General features: G+C 60.2%; 11 protein-coding genes and 1 pseudogene. 9 read left to right on the top strand and 3 right to left on the bottom strand.

Annotated elements, in window-relative coordinates; genetic code table 11:
* Positions 1 to 2: 2 nt before the first annotated feature.
* Positions 3 to 2,063 carry an AIPR family protein gene (locus SIDU_RS14480; protein ID WP_007686753.1) on the top strand — a complete coding sequence of 687 codons (2,061 nt, stop codon included), beginning with the start codon at positions 3 to 5 and terminating at the stop codon, positions 2,061 to 2,063.
* 16 nt (positions 2,064 to 2,079) lie between these two features.
* Here SIDU_RS14480 and SIDU_RS14475 read toward each other — a convergent pair whose 3' ends face one another.
* Positions 2,080 to 3,594, bottom strand: a complete 1,515-nt coding sequence (locus SIDU_RS14475; protein WP_007686752.1) for a DNA cytosine methyltransferase — start codon at positions 3,592 to 3,594, stop codon at positions 2,080 to 2,082.
* A gap of 65 nt (positions 3,595 to 3,659) precedes the next feature.
* On the opposite strand from SIDU_RS14475, the gene SIDU_RS14470 reads away from it, so the two are divergent.
* The 4 genes from SIDU_RS14470 (at position 3,660) to SIDU_RS14455 (ending at position 6,885) form a co-directional block, all read left to right on the top strand.
* A complete protein-coding gene (locus tag SIDU_RS14470; RefSeq protein ID WP_007686751.1) occupies positions 3,660 to 4,097 on the top strand; it encodes a very short patch repair endonuclease in 438 nt (145 codons plus the stop codon).
* A gap of 128 nt (positions 4,098 to 4,225) precedes the next feature.
* Positions 4,226 to 4,552, top strand: a complete 327-nt coding sequence (locus tag SIDU_RS14465) for a hypothetical protein (protein WP_007686749.1) — start codon at positions 4,226 to 4,228, stop codon at positions 4,550 to 4,552.
* Positions 4,553 to 4,555: 3 nt separating this feature from the next.
* On the top strand, positions 4,556 to 5,950 hold the full coding sequence (locus SIDU_RS14460) for a hypothetical protein (RefSeq protein WP_007686748.1): 1,395 nt from the start codon (positions 4,556 to 4,558) through the stop codon (positions 5,948 to 5,950).
* Complete coding sequence (locus tag SIDU_RS14455; RefSeq protein WP_007686746.1) at positions 5,947 to 6,885, top strand: tryptophan synthase subunit beta; 939 nt, start codon at positions 5,947 to 5,949, stop codon at positions 6,883 to 6,885. The genes SIDU_RS14460 and SIDU_RS14455 overlap by 4 nt, the downstream gene beginning before the upstream one ends.
* Positions 6,886 to 7,286: 401 nt before the next feature.
* Here the strand turns inward: SIDU_RS14455 and SIDU_RS14450 are convergent, their stop codons facing one another.
* Together SIDU_RS14450 and SIDU_RS14445 are read right to left on the bottom strand one after the other, a co-directional pair.
* Positions 7,287 to 7,973 carry a pentapeptide repeat-containing protein gene (locus tag SIDU_RS14450; protein ID WP_007686744.1) on the bottom strand — a complete coding sequence of 229 codons (687 nt, stop codon included), beginning with the start codon at positions 7,971 to 7,973 and terminating at the stop codon, positions 7,287 to 7,289.
* 221 nt (positions 7,974 to 8,194) lie between these two features.
* Positions 8,195 to 8,344: pseudogene (locus SIDU_RS14445) on the bottom strand (helix-turn-helix domain-containing protein); the annotation flags it as partial.
* Positions 8,345 to 8,513: 169 nt separating this feature from the next.
* On the opposite strand from SIDU_RS14445, the gene SIDU_RS14440 reads away from it, so the two are divergent.
* The 4 genes from SIDU_RS14440 (at position 8,514) to SIDU_RS14425 (ending at position 19,692) form a co-directional block, all read left to right on the top strand.
* On the top strand, positions 8,514 to 9,521 hold the full coding sequence (locus SIDU_RS14440) for a hypothetical protein (RefSeq protein ID WP_007686740.1): 1,008 nt from the start codon (positions 8,514 to 8,516) through the stop codon (positions 9,519 to 9,521).
* Between the two features lie 34 nt (positions 9,522 to 9,555).
* On the top strand, positions 9,556 to 14,769 hold the full coding sequence (locus SIDU_RS14435; protein ID WP_007686738.1) for a phosphorylase family protein: 5,214 nt from the start codon (positions 9,556 to 9,558) through the stop codon (positions 14,767 to 14,769).
* A gap of 141 nt (positions 14,770 to 14,910) precedes the next feature.
* Positions 14,911 to 15,711, top strand: coding sequence for a hypothetical protein (locus SIDU_RS14430; protein WP_007686737.1), 801 nt, complete (start codon positions 14,911 to 14,913; stop codon positions 15,709 to 15,711).
* A gap of 174 nt (positions 15,712 to 15,885) precedes the next feature.
* The gene (locus tag SIDU_RS14425; RefSeq protein ID WP_007686735.1) at positions 15,886 to 19,692 is read left to right on the top strand and encodes an SIR2 family protein; all 3,807 of its coding nucleotides are present in this window, start codon (positions 15,886 to 15,888) and stop codon (positions 19,690 to 19,692) included.
* Positions 19,693 to 19,779: the final 87 nt, after the last annotated feature.

The raw sequence follows: 19,779 nt of genomic DNA, 5'->3' as shown, positions 1-19,779 counted from the left end.
GCATGGAGGAACTTGCGGAATTCCACCGGGAACTCATCGCCGATGTCCAGGGCGATGCGGATGCCATGGGGCTGATCACGGCCGAGGCGTTTCTCGAGAAGATCGGCGACATTCTCGACGAGGCGGGCGAGGTCTCGTCACTCGGTCTCTGCTATTTTGATGGCAAGGACGGAACGAAACCGCTTCACGTCGATGCTTATGGCTGGGATCAGGATGACGAGGAAGGCGTACTGACGATGGCCGTCTGCGATTTCGTTCTTTCCGACGAACCGAAGTCGATAGGCAAGGACGAGATCAACAGTCAGCTGAAGCGCCTCGCCAACTTCATCGTGGCCGCCGTGAGGCAATCCTTTCGCGAAGGGCTCGAGGAAACCAGCAAGGGGTTCGTTCTCGCCGATCTGATCGCACGTTCCTGGAAGAAGATTGGCAAGATCAAGCTGCTTCTCGTGACCAATCGGGTCAACAAGGCAAGAACGGACGCCCAACCTATCGGGGAGATCGGGGGAATTCCTGTCACCTCGAATGTCTGGGATCTGTCGCGCATCCAGCGGTTCATTTCCTCGGGGCAGACCCGCGAAGACCTGGTTATCGATTTCGCCGCGGATTATGACGGCGCGATCCCTGTTCTCAAGACCTCGTTCGATGGCGCTCCTTTCGAAAGCTACATCGCTGTCATCCCGGGCACCCAGCTGGCCGCAATCTACGACAAGTGGGGTGCCCGTTTGCTTGAGGCCAATGTCCGGAGCTTCCTCCAGGCCCGCAACAAGGTGAATCGGGGGATTCGTGACACGATCCGGGACCAGCCGGAAATGTTCTTCTCCTACAACAATGGCCTCACGGCCACGGCCGACGCGGTCGAGATTTCGGACATGGGTGAAGGCCTTTTCCTCATGTCGGCCGACAATCTGCAGATTGTGAACGGAGGGCAGACCACGGCATCGATCCATGCCGCGAGAAAGCTCGATCAGCTCAAGGACGTGTTTGTCCAGATGAAGCTGACCATAGTCCCACCTGAGCGGGCCGAGGAGATCGTTCCCCGGATATCGGAATTTGCAAACAGCCAGAACAAGGTGAACGCTGCGGATTTCTTCGCGAACCATCCGTTTCATGTGCACATGCAGGAATTCTCCCGGCGTGTTCTCGCTCCGGCTGGCGATGTTCATTATCGCGAGTCCAAGTGGTTCTACGAGCGGGCTCGCGGTCAGTTCGCTGATGAGCGGGCGAGGCGTTCGCCGGCAGAGCGCAAGCGCTTTGATGCCGAGTTTCCACGCACCCAGTTCTTCACGAAGACGGATCTGGCCAAGTTCGAGAACTCTTGGCGTTGCAAGCCGCATATCGTGAGCAGGGGTGCACAGAAGAATTTCGGCGAACTGGCCAGGGTGATCGGCGAGGAATGGAGCGACAGCAAGGCAGGGGCAGATCGGTTTGACGAGGTCTGGTACAAGCGCCTCGTTGCCAAGGCGATCATCTTCAGGAACCTCGAACGGGTGGTGCCGGCCCAGACCTGGTATGCGGGCGGCTATCGTGCCAACATCGTTACCTATGCCTTCGCCAAAGTGGTTCACGATGCCGAAGCGAGAAAGCGTACCGTCGACCTTGATCAGGTCTGGCGGATGCAGCGGGTTCCGGTTATCCTCGAAAGAGCCTGTCTGGTCGCTGCCGAAGCAGCCAATGACGTGATCACCAATCCTCCAACGGGCATCCGCAACATGAGCGAATGGGCGAAGCAGCAGGCCTGCTGGTCCCAGCTTTCTGCCCGCTCAGTCACATATGAACGAGAATTCCACGACACGTTGATCGACCCATCGCAGGCCCGCGATTTCAAGAGGGATCAGCGGCGCGAACGTGTCGAACGTGACAGCATCAATGCCCAGGCTGAGGTTGTGCTGCAGGGGGGAGAATATTGGTCGAACGTGCTGGCCTTCGGCAAGTCGATCGGCAAGCTCAACCCGAAGGAGCAATCGATACTGGGCGTATGTGCGCAGATCCCGGGCAAGGTTCCGTCGGAGAGCCAATCCCGGGCCGCTCTCCAGATAGTGACCCGTCTGGAGGCCTTTTACTGACGGATGCCTCGCTCGGTCAGCTGTTCAATATGTCTGCCACCAGCTCGGCGATCTGCCGGGCGAGCAGCGGCGGAACGGCGTTGCCGACCTGCACATATTGCTGCGTCCGGTTGCCCTCGAAGAAGTAGTTGTCCGGAAAGGTCTGCAGTCGGGCAGCTTCCCTGACGGTTAGGCTGCGGCACTGCGCGGGATCCGGATGGATGAAGTAATGACCATCCTTGGAAATGTGGCTGGTCACCGTCGTCGAGGGTGCTTTCCAGTGCTGGACGCGGAAACGATCGGCGAAATGGCCGCTCTCCCAGTTGCTGTGGTCGGGAGCCAGGGCAGCCGGGAATTCTTCGGCCTTGGGCGAGCGGTCGAATTTTTCCGCGAAGGTCGCTGCAAATGCATAACGCGCCAGATCGCTCTCCATATGTCCGCGGCTCTCGTGGTTGGGGAGGGTTGGCAATCGTTCGTCTGCAAGCCAGGCGCCCAGCCTGTTGTCCTTGATTGGTGTCACCTGCCGGCTGGAACGCGGAAGCATATTCTCTGCGGCTTCGAGTTGCCGGGCATGTTCGGAAAGCGCCTTGGCGACGTCGTTGAGCCAGGTGCCGTCATTCCGGCACGCTGATGCGGCAGTACGGAACGCGGATACCGCTGCGACGCGCCAGTTGTCGGGGGTGTCGGGGCTCCGGCTCAATCCGCTGCGCAATGCTGGCATGCCTGTCAGGACGCTTGCGACCGTGGTTCGGCTTGCCGGTTCCAACGTGCGACCGAATGTGGAAGCGGGGATATTGGCAAGCACGTCGCTCCGGATGCCCAGGAGAATCACGCGATGCCTGCACTGCGGGATGCCGAAGTCCTCGCTCCGGATCACGCGACCGGCATGTCTGCCCTTGGCCCCGTCCACGAGAGGAAGGAGGGTATAGCTGTCGGGTTCTCCGCCTGCTGCTCTCAGATCGTTCAGCACCCGCTCGAAAATGCTTTCGCCCTTCACCCTGGAAGACAGCATGCCTTTCACGTTTTCCATGACGAAAGCGATCGGTTGAAGGCGACCCAGGATGCGGATGTATTCGCGATACAGGAAATGGCGATGGTCTGTCGCGGGATCGTAATTCTTGATACCCCGGTTCCGGGCCCGCCCGACCAGCGAATATGCCTGACAGGGAGGCCCGCCTATGACGATTGTGTCGCCATCGGCCTCTTTCCTGATGCGATCGAGACAGGGATCCAGTGCCTGCTGGGCATCTTCGGTCCCCAGCTCGAGCATCGCGGTTTCGTCTTCCGCGGCTTTCCATTCTTCCGGATAGCGATCGGCCAGCGTCTGTCTGGTGATCTCGCCAGCCAGATACTGGTAGTAGCAATCCGGTAGTGCTGTGAACTGGCGGGTGAAGGCTCGCAGTCGCAACGTTGCGAACGCAGAGGGCTCCTTCTCGACAGAAAGCGCAATATCGAAGATCCGTTTGCCTTCCGCATTGCGCAGGGATGAAAACCCCTCGGCCAGGCCGCCAGGGCCCGCGAACAGGTCGACAGTCTTGAAGCTGCGGCTCATCTATCCGAAATCCCCCATGCGTCGCTCTCATACCAGGGCGGGCCGAACTAGCCAGAGGAAAAGAAATGGTCGACATTGTCGACGCAGCGACACGCTCCAGGATGATGGCAGGGATTCGGGGGAAGGATACCGGCCCTGAAGTCACACTCAGGCGTGCAATGCATGCTCGCGGTTTCAGATATCGGCTGCATGTCCGGTCGATGCCGGGGCGGCCTGATCTGGTCTTTCCCCGCTACAAGGCTGTCGTGTTCGTCCACGGATGTTTCTGGCACCGGCACGAGGGATGCCGCTATGCCACTTCACCCGCGACCCGGTCGGAATTCTGGGCAGAAAAGTTCGCGACGAACTTGGCGCGGGACCGAAACAATGAGGAACGGCTTCGAGCCGCCGGTTGGCGGATTGCGGTTGTGTGGGAGTGTGCTCTCAAGCGATCGATCGATGAGGTCGTGGAACAACTGTCTCGCTGGTTGCTAAGCCCCAGCCATGAGCGGCTGGAGCTTTAGCGTGGTTCAAGACGGTTCACCGCATTGGCGATCTTTATCTTACCATAAATATTCTCAGATAAATTACACGAAAGGTAACCAGTAAACTCCGGAATGAGCTAGGGTGCAGGCAACCAAGGAGGTTTGCCATGCAGCCTGAAGTTGCCTTTGACCGATTGACGAGACACGCCACGCAGCGCGCTCGCCAGCGCGGCGTCACACGCGCTGCGATCGACCATCTCTGGTCCTTGTCTGACCAGGAAATCCCGGTTGCTGCGGAACTTCATGTATGCAGCATCTCGCGGTCGGCAATCGCCGAGGCGATTGCAGATGGCGCCAGGCCAGCCGACATGGCTCGGCTCGCTCGACTGGCTCTTGTTGAAGCCACGGACGGCGCCATCGTCACCGTCGCCATCATTCACGGCCGCAAGGGGCGTCATTATCGGCGCCGCATTCGTCGATACTGGAGGGGTTGAATCATGTCCGACGGCAAGATCATCGCCTTTCCATCTTCGGGGAGCAATCGCGTCTCTTCGTTGTCCCTGGAGGTCGACCGCATAGAGCGAGAGATGCGCGGGCTCAGGCGCAGGGACAATGATGTGTTCATGCATCTTGCAAGGAAAGTGCATGGCTATCTGGCCGAGGTGGAGAAACTGGGGCTGCGATCCGGCAGGATCGGAGAAATCATCGGTGGCTCCGAGCATCCGTCGGCGAAGAATCGCCCGCGATTTTCTTGGAATGGAGAAAGCCGGGACTTCACTGCCAGTCCGCTCAACAAGAATGGGCTGCATTGGATCAACGTGATTGCGCGCTGCGCCGAGGCACTGGCAATTTCCCGAGATGATCTGCTTCTGGATGCCGTCAATGGTTCGCGGATAAGACCATCTGGCGGACCCTCGGAATATTCCGAAGGGAGCTGGCTCGCCGAGTTCCACTCCCTGATGGAAGCGCTCCAGACAAGATTGTCGGCACATCGGGATATGGAGGGGCTTTTTGCCTATCTCGTGCAAAGTCAATTGGACTTGGGCACGGTGGGAAACCTTTCGCATTCAGATGAACCGATCCTCTCCTGGTTTCGTGCCGAGCTTCCCGAGTGGCCGACCATTTTCGGACAGATCCCTCGCGCAATGATTTGCGGGGATCTCGTAGGAGGCTCCGCAGGAGCGATCAACGTCGATCAATTTGTTGATCAGCGTGATGCGTGGCTTGAATTCTTCAAGGGCACCTTTTCTGATTTTCAAGTAGAAGGAGCCAAATCGTACCTGATGCCTTGGGCACAGTATGGTCTGGCCATCATACCAAATTCCGATCTACGGCCTTCGTTGGCCCTTTATCGATGGGCGCAAGTAATTGTCAGCCACTTCGATGATTCTGATCGAGAGACCACCTATTCATTGCCGGTTGCCGGCTCGGACCTGGCTGGAGCAACCCTTGGTCCCTTCTTTCCGGACTTCGCTGAAGGGTTGGCAGGAAGGGTCCTGTTTGCCCCTCTAGGCACCAAGGCCTTCGACGAGATCGCGACGACCTCGTTCGATGATTTTCACGGCCGTATCGGAGGCAACGACGAGCGGTGCTGGGACCCGATCCTCGACGTGGAGCCCGGGACGCTCGAATATGCATCCAATGCTCCGGATATCACGATCGCTGCCATGATAGAGCGCAATCTTCTTTTCGCGGATCGGGCTTCCCTTCCGGAGCAGCGTCTCGACCGGATCCTGGAACAAGACATCGAGAACATGGCCAATGCCGTTCGTGGGCACCGTGATCGGATCAGGCAGATTGTGGATCCGGCGAAGCGATCACTTCTGGATTCATGGTCCGAAAGCCGTGAGCGGGCCGACAAGGGCAAGGTCGGCGAGGGGGATGTCGAATGAGATCCATCACTGCATATTTCAGATTGGGCGGATTCCTCGCGGTAATCATGTTTGTCACGAGGATCTTCGAGGACGGGGGGTGGCCCTTATTCCTGTTCATCGCCTTCGTCGTTCTGATCATCATTGGGCTTGTCCTGTCCAGGACCAAGCCGTCGAAAGTTCCAACATCCATACATACACCCACCGCAAGGGAGAAGCGCGCAGTGACCACGCCAAAGCCGATTCCCAACCATCCCGTGCATCGGGTGAACTCAGCTCCGACGAGACCCGTTTCCATCGATCAAGCTCTCGCTTCTCTCCCGCCCTGGTTGATCGAGCGGTCTGGCTCACTGTTCTATACGGGAAGGGAGGCCTTCGCCGGCAGAAGGCAGCTTTACCTTCTGGGGCTCAACCCGGGGGGTGACCCAGATCTGCAGCGGCAAGACACCATAGGCAAGGCCTTGACTGATTTCAGGGATCGCCCTCGCCCATGGTCGGCCTATCTGGATGATAGTTGGCAAGGCGCTGCGCCCGGAACCTGGGGCATGCAACCACGCGTCCTGCATATGCTGAAGGAGCTTGGCTGCGACCCGCGTCTTACACCTGCAAGCAATGTGGTGTTCGTGAGGTCAAGGGACGAAGCCGCCTTGCGAACCGAGAAGGCAAGGCTTCTCCAGTTGTGCTGGCCAGTCCATCAGGCTGTTATCGACCACCTGGGCGTCGAGGTTGTCGTCTGCTTTGGAGCAACAGCTGGCAAGTGGGTACGGGAACAGATTCGGGCCAACCGCCCCATCGGCGAATTTCGTGAACAGAACGCAAGGGGATGGAAGAGCGAGGCTCATCAAGCCATCAATGGCCGCGCTGTCATCACTGTAACCCATCCTGGCCGCGCTGACTGGCGTAATCCAGCAGCCGATCCCACGCCGTTGGTCAGGCAGATTTTGGATAGGCGATAATTAGACCGACTTGCCGGCGGATGCGCCGACGGCGGGGAATTCCCAATCGACGCCGCTAGAGGGCGGAATGCTCAGCGGAGTCCTGTTTCTCTCTGTACTGCCTTTGTTACGGAATTCGCTGATCCGATCACATTTCACTGGCGACATGTGAGCATGTTTATACCTGTACCCAGCATCCAGTCCCTGCTCCACAGGATGGGAATTTCCCCGCAGGCCAGTTTCGGGAGGAGAACCGGGGAAACCAGACATTCAGCTGCATCTGCCAAGGCGGCTGCATCCGCCAACTTAGGAGACGTAGCCACCGACGGTAGCGCCCCCGATAGCGGCCAATCGTTCATCACGTTCAAGGCTTGGAAAATATCGGCGCAGCCGTGACTTGTGTTGTGGGGCAATCTGGAACGTCAGCGGACTTTCAGTCCGAGCTCACTCAGAAGCTGACTTGCCTGCACGTTTGAGATTGTTGCACCGCGGAACTGTAATGCATCTCCAAGCCGGATGCCGCCAAGGTCCGCACCGCGCAGATCGGCACCGTCAAATCGTGCGGCATCCAGCAGCGCATCACGCAAACTGCAATTGTTGAAGGTGGCATGGCGAAAATCACATTTGCGCAGGTCAGCTTGCGAAAAATCCAGGCGCGCCAGCGTGGCTTTCCGAAAATCGCGCCCGGGCATCTTGGCATTTATGAGCAAGGTTTCCTCGAACCGGATCTCCAACGCCCTCACGTCAGTCAAATCTGCGCCCGTGAACTTGCACCCCACGACTTTTGCGCCGTCAAGATTGCTGCGTTTGAGCGTGACATTGTTGAAATCGCTATTGGTGAAGGACGCTTCGGACAGGTCGCAGCCGGCGAATGAGGCGAAGGCAGCGCGACATGACCGCCACGTGGAGCGTTCCAGTTTCGCTCCATGAAAATCGGCCTCCCGAAGGTCACATTTTTCGAACGACCATTGCGACAGATCCAGACCAGAAAGATCGACCCGAACGAGTTCGCATTCGACCACTGTGTGCGGTTTCCCCGCCAACGCTTCCATATCGCTTCTGGAAAGGGTCAGCTGTTTCAGCACCGGATGAGCAAAAGGGTCTTCCATCCGCCGTCCTTATCACTGTTATTATTGGATCATAGCCCCGGACGCAGCCGAGCAAGGCGGCCGTATCAAATGAGTTGGGTGCGGAATTTTCTGTTGAGGCCAGCCTCCTTAACAGCGGCTGCCGCCGACATAGCGGCCGCTCCTGCCCATTGAATCTGACGTCGAAACCTTCCGTTCGTTAATTCAGCGCGATCCAAGATTTCAGTAGACAAATGGCTCAATCAATTCAGCTGATTATCGCTGCGAGGCCGGCCGACGTCGGTCAGCAGCAACTTGCGGCTGGTACGAATCACCACCTGGGCGCGCAAATGGGCTTCCAGGTCTGACACGCCGCGGCTGACCATGGGCAGCGGCACGCCGAGCGAGCGTGAAGCGGCGGATAAGAGTCATCGATCTTTCGCGATCACGTCACGACAAAATCGTGCGGTGCCGGTTTCAAGAGTCGCCGAAGGCAGCCAATGATGGCAGACTCGACCCGATGCATCGACCGACCCTAGCGGTCCCTGTGGGTGCGCTCAGACACATCGAGGATTGGCTGGAATGACTGGAAACACTTCCGAGCGCTGCGCGATCTGCGAAGGTGTAGCCGGTGCCGCGAGCTCCACCTTTTCGCTTGGTGGTCGCGATGGCCTGGGTTTCGCCTGCGAGGCATGCGGCGACTATGAGGTCGCGCGGACCACGCTGGTAAACTGGTTCGGCAAGACCACGCGGTTCAATGCCCGCCAGCGCGCGGCGCTTGCGCACCAAGTGCGAAACGCCGACCGCAGCCAAGGACGCCCCTTGCTGACGGATAGCTGGATGCAGCATTTCGTCCGCACGGCGAAGTTGCCGAGTCCGGCAATGCAGGCGGTCAACCTCATCCGTATCATTGGCGACGCCGTCGCCGAGACTGGCGAGGGACATTTTCTCGACGGCATTCTCGACGCGCCGCTGATCGGCTCGTTCAACCAGCAAATGTTCGATCAGCTTGTCCGTGAACTAATCGAACAAAAAATCCTGGTGTCTATGGGCAAAGCGCAACGCGATAACCCGCGCGGCGTCGGGGTGTTGAGCGGGATGCTCTATGGCCTCTCACTGGAAGGATGGGAGCGCTACGAAGCGGAGCGGCGGGGCCAGATCGCGGGCCGCTATGGGTTCATGGCGATGAAATTCGGCGACGCGACGCTCGAAGCCCTTGTTGAGGACGTCATCAAACCGGAAGTCGCGGCGGCGCTCAGTTATACGGTGGTCGACCTGCGCAATGTCTCGCGCGCAGGGGTAATTGACAATTTAATGCGTGAGCAAATCCGCGACGCAGCCTTCATTCTGGTGGACCTCACGCACGACAACGCTGGCGCATATTGGGAGGCGGGTTACGCCGAAGGACTTGGCAAGCCAGTCATATATTTGTGCGAGCGCGGAAAGTTCGACAATACCAAGACCCACTTTGACACCAATCATTGTACAACGGTCTTGTGGTCGATCGGTGAGGAAATGCAATTTAAGAGGGAATTGGTCGCAACGCTTCGACGTTCGCTCAATTTGTTCGGCTCTGGTTATGATACTTGATTAGGTCCATCCAGACCGGCAAGCAGAACGAACCGTGGACGAATCAGCCGCCATCCTCAAAAATGCAGACGCCCGCGGGTTACGGCGGGTGCTCATTGTCACCGCGCTGCCGCTAGAGCGGGACGCGGTACGCGAGCATTTTACCGAGATCGGAACCTGTGTTGGCGACGATCAGCTCTTCTACGACTGCTATGAATATCGCTGCGGCGGCAAATGCGATGACGAGAGCGCGCAAGGGTGGCTGGTGGTCGTCGCCGAATGCGGCGCGGGCACGCATGTCGCGCAAAGCGCGGTGATCTACGCTACCCAGATGTTCAAGCCGTTCGAGCTGATCCTATTCATCGGCGTCGCGGCGTCGCGGAAAAAGGACATCCCGATTGGCAGCGTCATCGCCTCGGATCGAATCTACTACCCGCATGTCGGCAAATATGAGGGTGGCAGTTTCCACAATCGCGCACGGCTGCACAATATCGGCAAGGACCTCAAAATGCTAGCGACCTGGGTCATTCGCGAAGATGGATGGCAGGACCGGATCCTGCCGACCAAGGGCTGGCAGCGTCCTTCCGATCCCAAATATGATTTCCTGTTCACGCCGATCGCCAAGCTTGCCAGCATTGTGACCGTCGAGGCGGTATCCGCCGATGTCACAAGCGAGCTCGAGAAGAACATCGAATCCCATTATCAGGATGCGCATGCCCTCGAGATGGAAGGCTTTGGCGCGGCACTCGCAGCGGAGACCACCGGCACGCCAATCATGGTGATCCGGGGCATTTCGGACATGCGCCAAGACAAAAATCCGGAAGACGATGCAATCTACCAGCCGGTCGCCGCGATGCACGCCGCCGCTTTCGGGGTGCGGCTGCTCGACGAATGGAGCAGCCGCCAGAAGCCAAGTTCGGCGGCTTTGAAGCCGTTGGGTGATACCCTAGCCCTACCCGCCCCGGCGGTAACGGCGGCGGTGGGCCGCACCGTGTTCAATCTCGATGCCGAACTCGAGAACCTTTCCGAAGAAGCGATCGAGCGGATTCTCGAAACGCTCCGCCAGAAGACCGGCAACCCCAATCTTAAACTGGTCGGACTCGAAAAGGGATCTGTGCGGCTGATCGTCGAGGGTGGCGACGATCCTGCTCAATTCGATCAGACGCTGTTGCGCGAGGCTCTGGCGAACGAACACCAGCTCGCGCTCAAGGGCACCGTCTCGGAAGCCGATTACCGGGCCATTCAAGCGCTCGAAAGCCGGTTGCCCGCGCTCTCAGCGGGCCTCCTTAACTGGCCCCGCACTCTACCCGACGGCGAATGGATCGCCCGGCCTGAGAGCGCGGAACTCGTCGACCGTCTGCGCACCAGCGAGCAGAGCACGACGGTGCTTCTCGGCGTGCCAGGCGGCGGCAAATCGGCCATCCTCGCCGACGTCGCGCTGCAGCTCGGCGCACTTGGGTGGCCGGTACTGGCGATCAAGGCAGATCTCCTCCCGGCGACGCTGGCGTCCGACGCCGATCTTGGACAAGCGCTCGGTCTCGACCAAGCCGTATCGGCCGCCATCCACAAAATCGCGGCGTTGCGCCCGGTAGTTCTGGTCATCGATCAGCTTGATGCGCTGGCTGGCTATGTCGATTTGCGCACCGACCGGCTGAACGTGCTGATGAACCTCGTGCGCAAGCTCAGCGGATTTCGCAACGTCCATATCGTGCTATCGTCGCGCGAGTTCGAGTTCCGCCACGATGTACGGCTCCGCACGATACAGGCCGAAGAGCTGGTTCTTGCGCCGCCGCTATGGGAGGACATCTCCGCCATCCTGGCCTCCCATGGGGTCCTTTCCGATGGCTGGCCAGCGGATGCGCGCGACGTCATGTTGAAGCCGCAAGCGCTGGCGACCTTCTTGCGGCTGCTTCCGACGAGCGGGGCCGCGCCCTTCGCGACCTATCAGGCTATGCTCGACGCCATGTGGCGCGCGCAGGTGGTGGCGCATCCGCGCGGGTCGCAGCTCGACGGCTTGCTCGCCGAAATCGCGAATATCATGGCGGACGAAGAGGTACTCTGGCTGGCCCAGGTGCGGTTCGACGACCGCCACGAGGACATTGAGACACTCAAGGCGCTCGGGATATTGACCGCACACGGGCCGGGAACGATTGGCTTCGCGCATCAAACTTTGTTCGAGCATGCCTTGGCGCGCGCGTTCGCGCGCGGTGCGGTCGCGCTGTCGCAATTCGTGTTGCAGCGCAGTGGGTCGCTGTTCCTGCGCCCGAAATTATGGGCAGCCTTAAGCTATCTGCGCGGCGTCGAACTACAAGCTTATCGCCGCGAGATCGAGGCGATCTGGAATCAGCCCACGCTGCGATCGCATCTGCGGCAACTTCTCGTCGAGTTTCTTGGACAGCAGAACGAACCGCTCGACTTTGAAGAACTGATCTTGGTTCAGGCGCTTGACCAACAGCGGACACGGACAGCCGCCCTGCGCTCGATCGCAGGAAGCCCGGGCTGGTTCAAGCGCCTCGGGAAAAGCGTGATAGCGCCGATGATGACGCGGTCCGATGAAGCGGGCCTGGCACAGTATATTCTGAGCCAGGGCGCGCGGTTCGCCACGGATGCGGTGGTCGACATGATAGAGGTACGCTGGTTGCCTGATCCAGCGTTCGACAACGGCGCGATGCAGGTGCTGGTCGAGTGCCCGGTCTGGGACGATCGCATCGCGCAGATGGTGGTCGTTATGGCGCGCCGCACGGGCATGGCGCCCTTCTTTCTCGACAATATCGTTGCGACGGTCGGGGCCGACCAGCCCGCATATGCGCTGGCACTTGTCGAGGGCGTGCTCGATCGCTCGTTGGAAGCGGCTGTCGCCGAATCCAACCGGCGGCGCGCGCTGACCGCGCCCAAGGACGAAATGTCCGAAGCGGCGATCGTGTGGCGCGTCCACAACTCGCCGAGTGATCCCCTGCGTCGTCTCGTCGAAGACGAGCGCGAATGGGATAGTCTCGAGGCGCTTGCCGAGATGCATCCGCGACTCGTCGTCGATACGCTATGGCCGTGGCTGAAGCGGGTTATGGCCGCGCTTGCCGAAGTGGATAGCAGCCAGCGCTGGTCACCGGGCTTTCCGCTCAATTATGGCCTCGATTTCCGCTTCACCGACGAGAACAGCTTTGGGCTGCCCGAACCGACCTTGCTCAGCGGGTTGCGGGTCGCGCTCGAAACATTGGCCGATCGCGATCCTGATGCGGTTCGCGCCTGGATCGCCAAGGATGAAGGACTCCAAGCGGCGCCGGCACAGAGGCTGTTCGCGCATGTCCTCGCCAGCCAAGCGGAATGCTTCGCGGACACCGCCTTCTCCTTCCTCATGGCAGACGCCAACCGGCTACATATCGGCAATTTCGAAGATCAGTCGCGCACGGCAAAGCGCCTGATCACCGCCGCTAGCCCGTACTGGAGTGACGAGCAGCTGCGAGCATTCGAACAGCATGTCCTCGACCATGGTCCCGACTATGCCGGCAAGGGCACGCCCCCGGTCGAATCACGCCGGGCAGTGTTGTCGATCCTCCGGCAGGCGAAACTTGGGCTGCTTCGCGCGCTGCCAGAAGATCGCCTGTCCGATACGGCACAGCGCTTTATCCAGGAGCAAGCGCGGGTGTTCGCCGACCGCCTCGTCGGCGCGACCTATTCCGGCGTGCAGATGATCGGATCGCCGATCTCTTCGGAGTCACTCGCGCAGGCCAGCCAGGCCGACATCGTCCGCGCCTTTGAAGAAATGCCTGACGCGACCGGCTGGAATCATCCCAACCGCCGAATGGAAGGGGGCAATATCCAGCTCGCGCGTGAATTCGCCAGCTTCGCGCGCGAGGCACCCGAGCGCGCCGCGGCTGTGCTGCGCGACCTGACCGCCGAGACGGGCACGCGAGCGGCGGGCTATGCGATCGCGGCCATGGCGGAAAGCGCAGACGCCGTACTCGTCTGCGACTTGCTGCGAAACACGGTCGCGCGCGGTTTCGACAGCGAGGAGTTTCGCGGGTCATGCGCCGGTGCCGTAGCACGGCTCGTATCGCGCAACTTCCTGATCCCGAGCGATGTGGTCGCAATCCTCGAACATTGGCTTGCGCTTCCGGTATCCGACGAACCGCATTCCGAGGATACCGACGATCAGCCTGCCAGCGACCCGCATGCAGCGGCCGAAGCCGAAACCGAACATGACCGTTCGCTGCTCTGGGACTCCTACGGAATGGTGATGCTGCCGCATGGCAACTACCCGATCCTGGATGCGCTCATGGACGTCTATCTGAAGCGTGGCGACCCGGAGGGACTGATCACCTTGTTCGAGCGCCATCTCGAAAGGCAGGAGACGACCGAGATCTGGCAGGCGCTCGTCTACCACATGCTGCAGATCCACCCCGAGGATCCCAGGCGGCTCGCCGAATTCATCCGGGTGCTCTTTGCACGTCACCCTGCTTTGGTAGGCAGCCGCGAGGCCGCGTTCCTGTTGGGGCATCTACATTGGTCGCATCCTGCCTTGGTCGCCGATTTGATCTTGCCCGCCAAGGCATCGGGGAGCGCCCGCATTCAGCGCTATTTCGGCGAGCTGGTCGGCCTCATTGCGCTGGTTCAGCCCGACCAGGAGTGGGCGACGAACGAATTCCAAGCCTTGCTCGAGGCCAATGCACCGCTGCATGCCGTGCATGGCGCCATCGAATCGGCGGTCAATGTCTGGCGCGAGGAAAAGGCTCAGGACCCCGCCACAGCGTGGCTGGTGGCGGCGATGCCAATGATGGATGCCCGCGGCTGGGAGATATTCTTCGACCTGTTCCGGCAGCTCGACGAACTCCATCCTGGCCCGCAGACAACCGCCTTGCTGAGCGCAATGGCCGATCATCTTCCCGCAACGGTCGAAGCGGATCCGATGTTCGTTGTGTCCGGTCTATCGAGTTTGCTGCCGCACAATGCGACGTTGGTTGGCCGCATCGCCAATCACCTCGTGGAGGCGCAGCGGGCACGGTTGGCCGACTTGCGCACCGGCCACTCAGCCGTCGTACCGGATCTAGTCGACCTTGCGATCACCCTCCATCGCGCAGGGGAAGCATCCCGCGAAACGGGCACAGCCCTGTTCGAACAGTTGATGGACCTCGATCTGTATCTGGCGCGGCAAACGTTCGACGAGATCGACAATCGTTTCCGTAAAACCGCGCAACCGCGCCGCCGGCGATTGCTCCGGCGCTCGCAGCGTCGGCAGGCACGCCGATCGTTCGCGCGATCGAGCTCGGTATGACTAATGTTGGCCGTACCAACCGCTACCTAAGACTGAGTGCCGAGTGCCAAAATTTTGGGAACGCGCAGGATCATGCTGACGACCAATTCTAAGGTGCGTTGCCGACGGGCCATTAATACAAAGGGAGCTAAGCCACTCGCCATGAAACGAATCGAGGCCAACAAGCTACTAAAGCCGATGAGCTATATCGGCGGGGCTATATCGGAGTGGCGTCTGCTTCAGCAGCTCGAGGGACATATCGCTCCGGCAGCAATTCCCTTCGAGACTCGGGTGGGGTTCATGAAAAGCGTAGAGCTCCTGAAGGAGGCGGCTTCGGACCTGTCGATGAGGACCTCGCTGGGCGTCATAGAGGCAGAGTGGGACGACGCCTTCGCTCAGATTGCGGTCAACCGGCCACTGTCGGCTCACGAGTTGCAGCGACTTGCGAACTACGGCGAGCGAGTTTCGACTGTATTCGCTACCGAAGCCTGCTCGCTGGCGTTGATGACGCTCGCACCAGGACATGCAGCCTACGCCGCACCCGAGCGACCGCTATTTGGCGAGCAGGTTGAGGAGGCATTTCCAACCGCATCCGCCGAAATAGCGGACGCAGGCCGGTGCCGGGCAGCGGGTCTCTGGACCGCTTGTGTTACCCATTTGATGCGCGCTCTGGAGCCCGCGCTCGGTGCACTCGCCGCTTGGGTTGGCGTCACGCCGAAAGCCAATTGGAACGCCACTTTGAATCAGATTGAGGCACGCCTGCGCGAAATCCACAAAGGCGTGGACGGGGATGAGGCGGAACGTTGGGCGTCAGAGGCCGCACTTCAGCTGCGCGCCGTCAAGAATGCCTGGCGCAACCACGCGATGCACGGTCGCACCCGATACGAAGAGGATGACGCTGTAAGGGTCTTCGATTCAACCAAGTATCTAATGCAGACTTTAGCCGGACGACTAACTGAGTAGGCGCAACGCTCCAGCCATCGACGGATCAGGGAAATCCTGGACTTCCGTGCCTGCTAAGACATGGACGTTGCCATATCAGCCGTGCGACAATCGAATGATCAGCCGTTGTTACAGAGGTTGACCGAAATAAACGATTGACTTTACGGCAAGCCGCGGAAAGGTGATGAAGGCAGTATGCGGTTCACTGCTGATGGCCCAGATATTCCCGGCGACCTGCTCGATGCACGGGACGACGGCCAAGTCATATTTTTTTGTGGATCCGGCGTGTCCTTGCATCAGGCAGGCGGACCGACCTTTCCCCAGCTCGCCCAGCGCGTGATCACCGAATTGGGCGTTCCGAGCGAGAGCACTGCCGCCCAGGTCTTGGGGATCGCGCAGAACCTCCCGGCAATCGCTGGTGTGGGAAGTGTCGTCGCCACGGACCAGATTTTCGGACTGCTTGAGCGCGACTTTCCCGTGCAGGATGTACGGCGCGCGGTCTCAAAGGCAGTTAAACCTCCTGAGACTGCCATTCTTGATGCGCATCGATCGCTCCTCGACCTTTCACGCGGACCAGACGGCGTCACGCGGTTGGTAACGACCAATTTCGATTTGCTTTTCGAGGCCGCTGCGTCAACGCCGCTCGATTGCCTTGTCCCTCCCCTGTTTCCCAATCCGTCAAAGGGGACAGGGTTTCGCGGGATCGTGCACCTGCACGGCAAGGTCAACGACGCGTACGACGATATCGACAGCGAAGAGTTTGTTCTCTCCTCGGCCGACTTCGGCCGAGCCTATCTTTCTGACGGCTGGGCAACGCGCTTCATGCAAGCGCTGATCGAGCGGTTTCGCATCGTCTTCGTCGGGTACTCTGCGGACGACCCACCGTTGAAATACCTGCTCGAGGCGTTGCGGCCAAACTATGCCGGCGATCGGTTATACGCTTTCCAAAGCGGGGCCGCGAAAGCCGCTTCCGCGCTTTGGATGCAGAAGGGCGTCACCGCCATTCCGTTCGACCGCTTCGACCAACTCTGGTCGACAATAACGCTCTGGGCGGAACGCGCTCGCGATCCGGAAGCCTGGCATAATAGTATCGCCGCGCTCGCGTCACAGCCGCCGGGGTCGCTGAAGCCCTTCGAACGTGGTCAGATTGCGCACTTAGTATCGTCCCAGGCAGGCGCTCGTGCCTTTCTCGCCGCGAAGCCGACGCCGCCCGCGCAATGGCTGGGCGTCTTCGACCCAGCGATCCGGTACGCCACGCCGAGGGATCGACTGATCGATCCAAAAGGGACGGCGATCGATCCATTCGCGCAGTTCGGTCTCGACAGCGATCTGCTACCGTCTCCGAGCAACCCGCAAAATCCTAGAAGCGATCGAGCGCTCCCCGACGGCGCGTGGTCGGCGCTCGAGCCGCTGCCTACCGACACCTACCCGAACAGCGCGATACCGCGATCGAGCATGCGCGGCGGAAGTGCCCAGGATCCGCATCAACTTTCTTCGCGGCAGTTCATTTTGTCCAACTGGCTCGGCGGAGTTGCCGAGCAGCCATTCGCTATGTGGTGGGCAGCCGAACAGCATCATCTCCACCCCGCGCTCAGCGAGGCGATCGAACGAACGTTCGAAACCCCAACTGCCGATGCGGCGTTGCGCCAGACCTGGCGCGACCTGGTCGATGCGAAGCGAAAGAACAACCTGCGATATGGCGGGCACGATCTCGCCGCCTACGGCGTCGTTTCTTCCGCCACTGCTTCCGGAGGTTGGTCCGAATGGCATATGCAGCGCCTATTCGAAGCAACCGCACCCCGACTGGCGGTACGGCGCTCCTGGACGGACGTACCGATCGATCCCACTGCGTCCATCGACAACCTCATTGCGTGGGAAGTCCATTACCCGACCTACCCTGAGATCGAAATTCCCGATGAATGGCTCCGCCGATATGTCGAGGGCTTACGAAGCAATTTGACGCTCGCTGTCGCCTTGGAGACGCGACTTCGCAGCGAACCATATTTCATGCTGCGCCCCTTCGAGCCGAACGGTGGCGACGACGAACATGATTTCGGCATAAACCACGCCTCGGACTTCGCGCATTACTTGGTCGGCGCTCTGCGCAAACTCATGGCCTTTGATCCGCAGGCCGCAACCGCCGAAGCAAAGCTGCTCCCGCGCCCATCAAGCCCGATTTTCTCTCAATTACGAATCTGGGTGGCGGGCCAGCCGACCCTATCAACCGCACGAGAGGCGGCCGCGCTTTTTCGTGGGCTCGATGCGGAGCACTTTTGGGATTCGGATCTGGAGCGGGATCTGCTTGGAGCGATCAAGGCCCGTTGGAACGATCTGGCCGATCGCGACCGGGCCAAGGTGGTAAAGCGGTTCCTAAAAGGCCGCCCCTCCTGGGAGGGCGTCAATCGCCACGACTTCCGGCGCTATCGAACGGCCGGCACGCTCAATCGCCTATACTGGCTGCATCGTGAAGGCTTGGCGACGACAGCAGATATCGACGTCGGCGCCGAAATCACGCGACTGCGCCTGATCCTATCCGACTGGACACCCGAGGGTGCGGAGGCAGAACTTGAGCGCGAGCGGTATCGGTCCGGTTGGGTGCAGATCGACACCGATGCCACCAGCCTCCTCACGCTACCCCCGTCGGAGATTCTGGCAGCTATCGCGGCCGGTGGAACGCGAGCAGGCCCATTGATCGAGCGCAAACCGATCAAGGGCCTGATGGAGGCTCGGCCGGTGCGGACGTTGGCGGCGCTAAAGTTTGCCGAACGACGGGGCGAAGCCGCGGCCGGTGCTTGGTCGGACATCTTGTGGGACGAAGCGCGCGCGAAGGACGCGCCGCACGTCCGCCTGCTTATCGCACTGCGACTGGCGGCCATGCCTGAGGGCCTCCTCGTCCCGAACCTCCAATCCGCCGGCTTCTGGCTGAAACAGCGCGGGCAAGCGCTGTGGTGCACCTATCCGGAAGCCTATTTTAGGCTCTGGGATCGGCTCGCTACAACTGTCGCAACGCACCCTGATGCGGCCGGATCCGGCATCCTTTCAGACGGCGAACCCGACTGGGTGACGAGTGCCATCAACTCGGTCGCGGGCCGACTGACCGAGCTCCTGTTCGAGGAACTTGAATGGTCTGACGCACGTCCTGCAACCCAGACTGGGTGGCTGGAGCGGGCGGGTCAGCTGCTGACACTCCCGGCCGTCCAAGTGGCGTTCGTCATTCCGATCCTCACCATGCGGCTGGCATACCTGTACCACTGTGTCCCAGACTGGACCGAAGAACATGTGTTGGCAAAGCTAGAGGGAAATCCCGACGCCAGCTTGACCCGTTCGGCTCGTGCTGGATTTCTCGGCTATGGCAACGTCAATCGACAGCTGTTCGCCCGATTGAGACCGCTGCTACTGAGCCTGATGGCAGAGGACAGCGCGCCACTGCACGGTTATCGACGGATCGTTGGCATACTCTTGTCGGCGTGGCGCCAGTACGATGATGGTGGAAACCGGCTGCTTTCGAGCGAAGATCTGAGAGCGGCGCTAATGACGGCTAGCGATGCCGATCGCGTGATGGCGCTCAATCAGCTGCAGCGTTGGCACGAGGATGCGACGGCGGATCCTCCCGCGCCCAATCCGCTCGCCGACAAGCTGGCGTTTCTTGAAGAGGTCTGGCCGCGGCAGAGTTTCGTCCGATCGGGCGGCGCAATGTCTGCCCTCGCGCAGATCGCTCTTACCGGGGGTGAGCATGTCGCAATCCTCACCGAGGCAATCCTTCCACTCCTGACTGTGGTAGCTAACGCGGCCCCGTTGGGCCTGTGGTGGATGCACTCCCAAGACGAAACTGTCACCGCAAATCCAGAAGAGTATCTGGTTGTCATGTCGGCGATCCTCCCACCACGCGCTGCCGACTGGCCGTACGGCGTTCAGCAACTGGTCGAAAAGCTGGCCAGCATCGACGCGCTGAAAGGCGATCCGCGCCTGGTGGAATTGCAGCGACGGATCGCTGGCATTTAGCATATGGCGGAAACTAGGTTCGCTACCTGAAGTTTAGCGACATTAGCTGTGGTCGCTTTGGGGAACGGCCGTTCGCCTACCATACGA

The organism is Sphingobium indicum B90A, assembly GCF_000264945.2.
GTDB classification, from domain to species: domain Bacteria; phylum Pseudomonadota; class Alphaproteobacteria; order Sphingomonadales; family Sphingomonadaceae; genus Sphingobium; species Sphingobium indicum.
The sequence above is the reverse complement of the archived record's forward strand: the minus strand, read 5'-3'. Positions and strand labels throughout refer to the sequence as shown.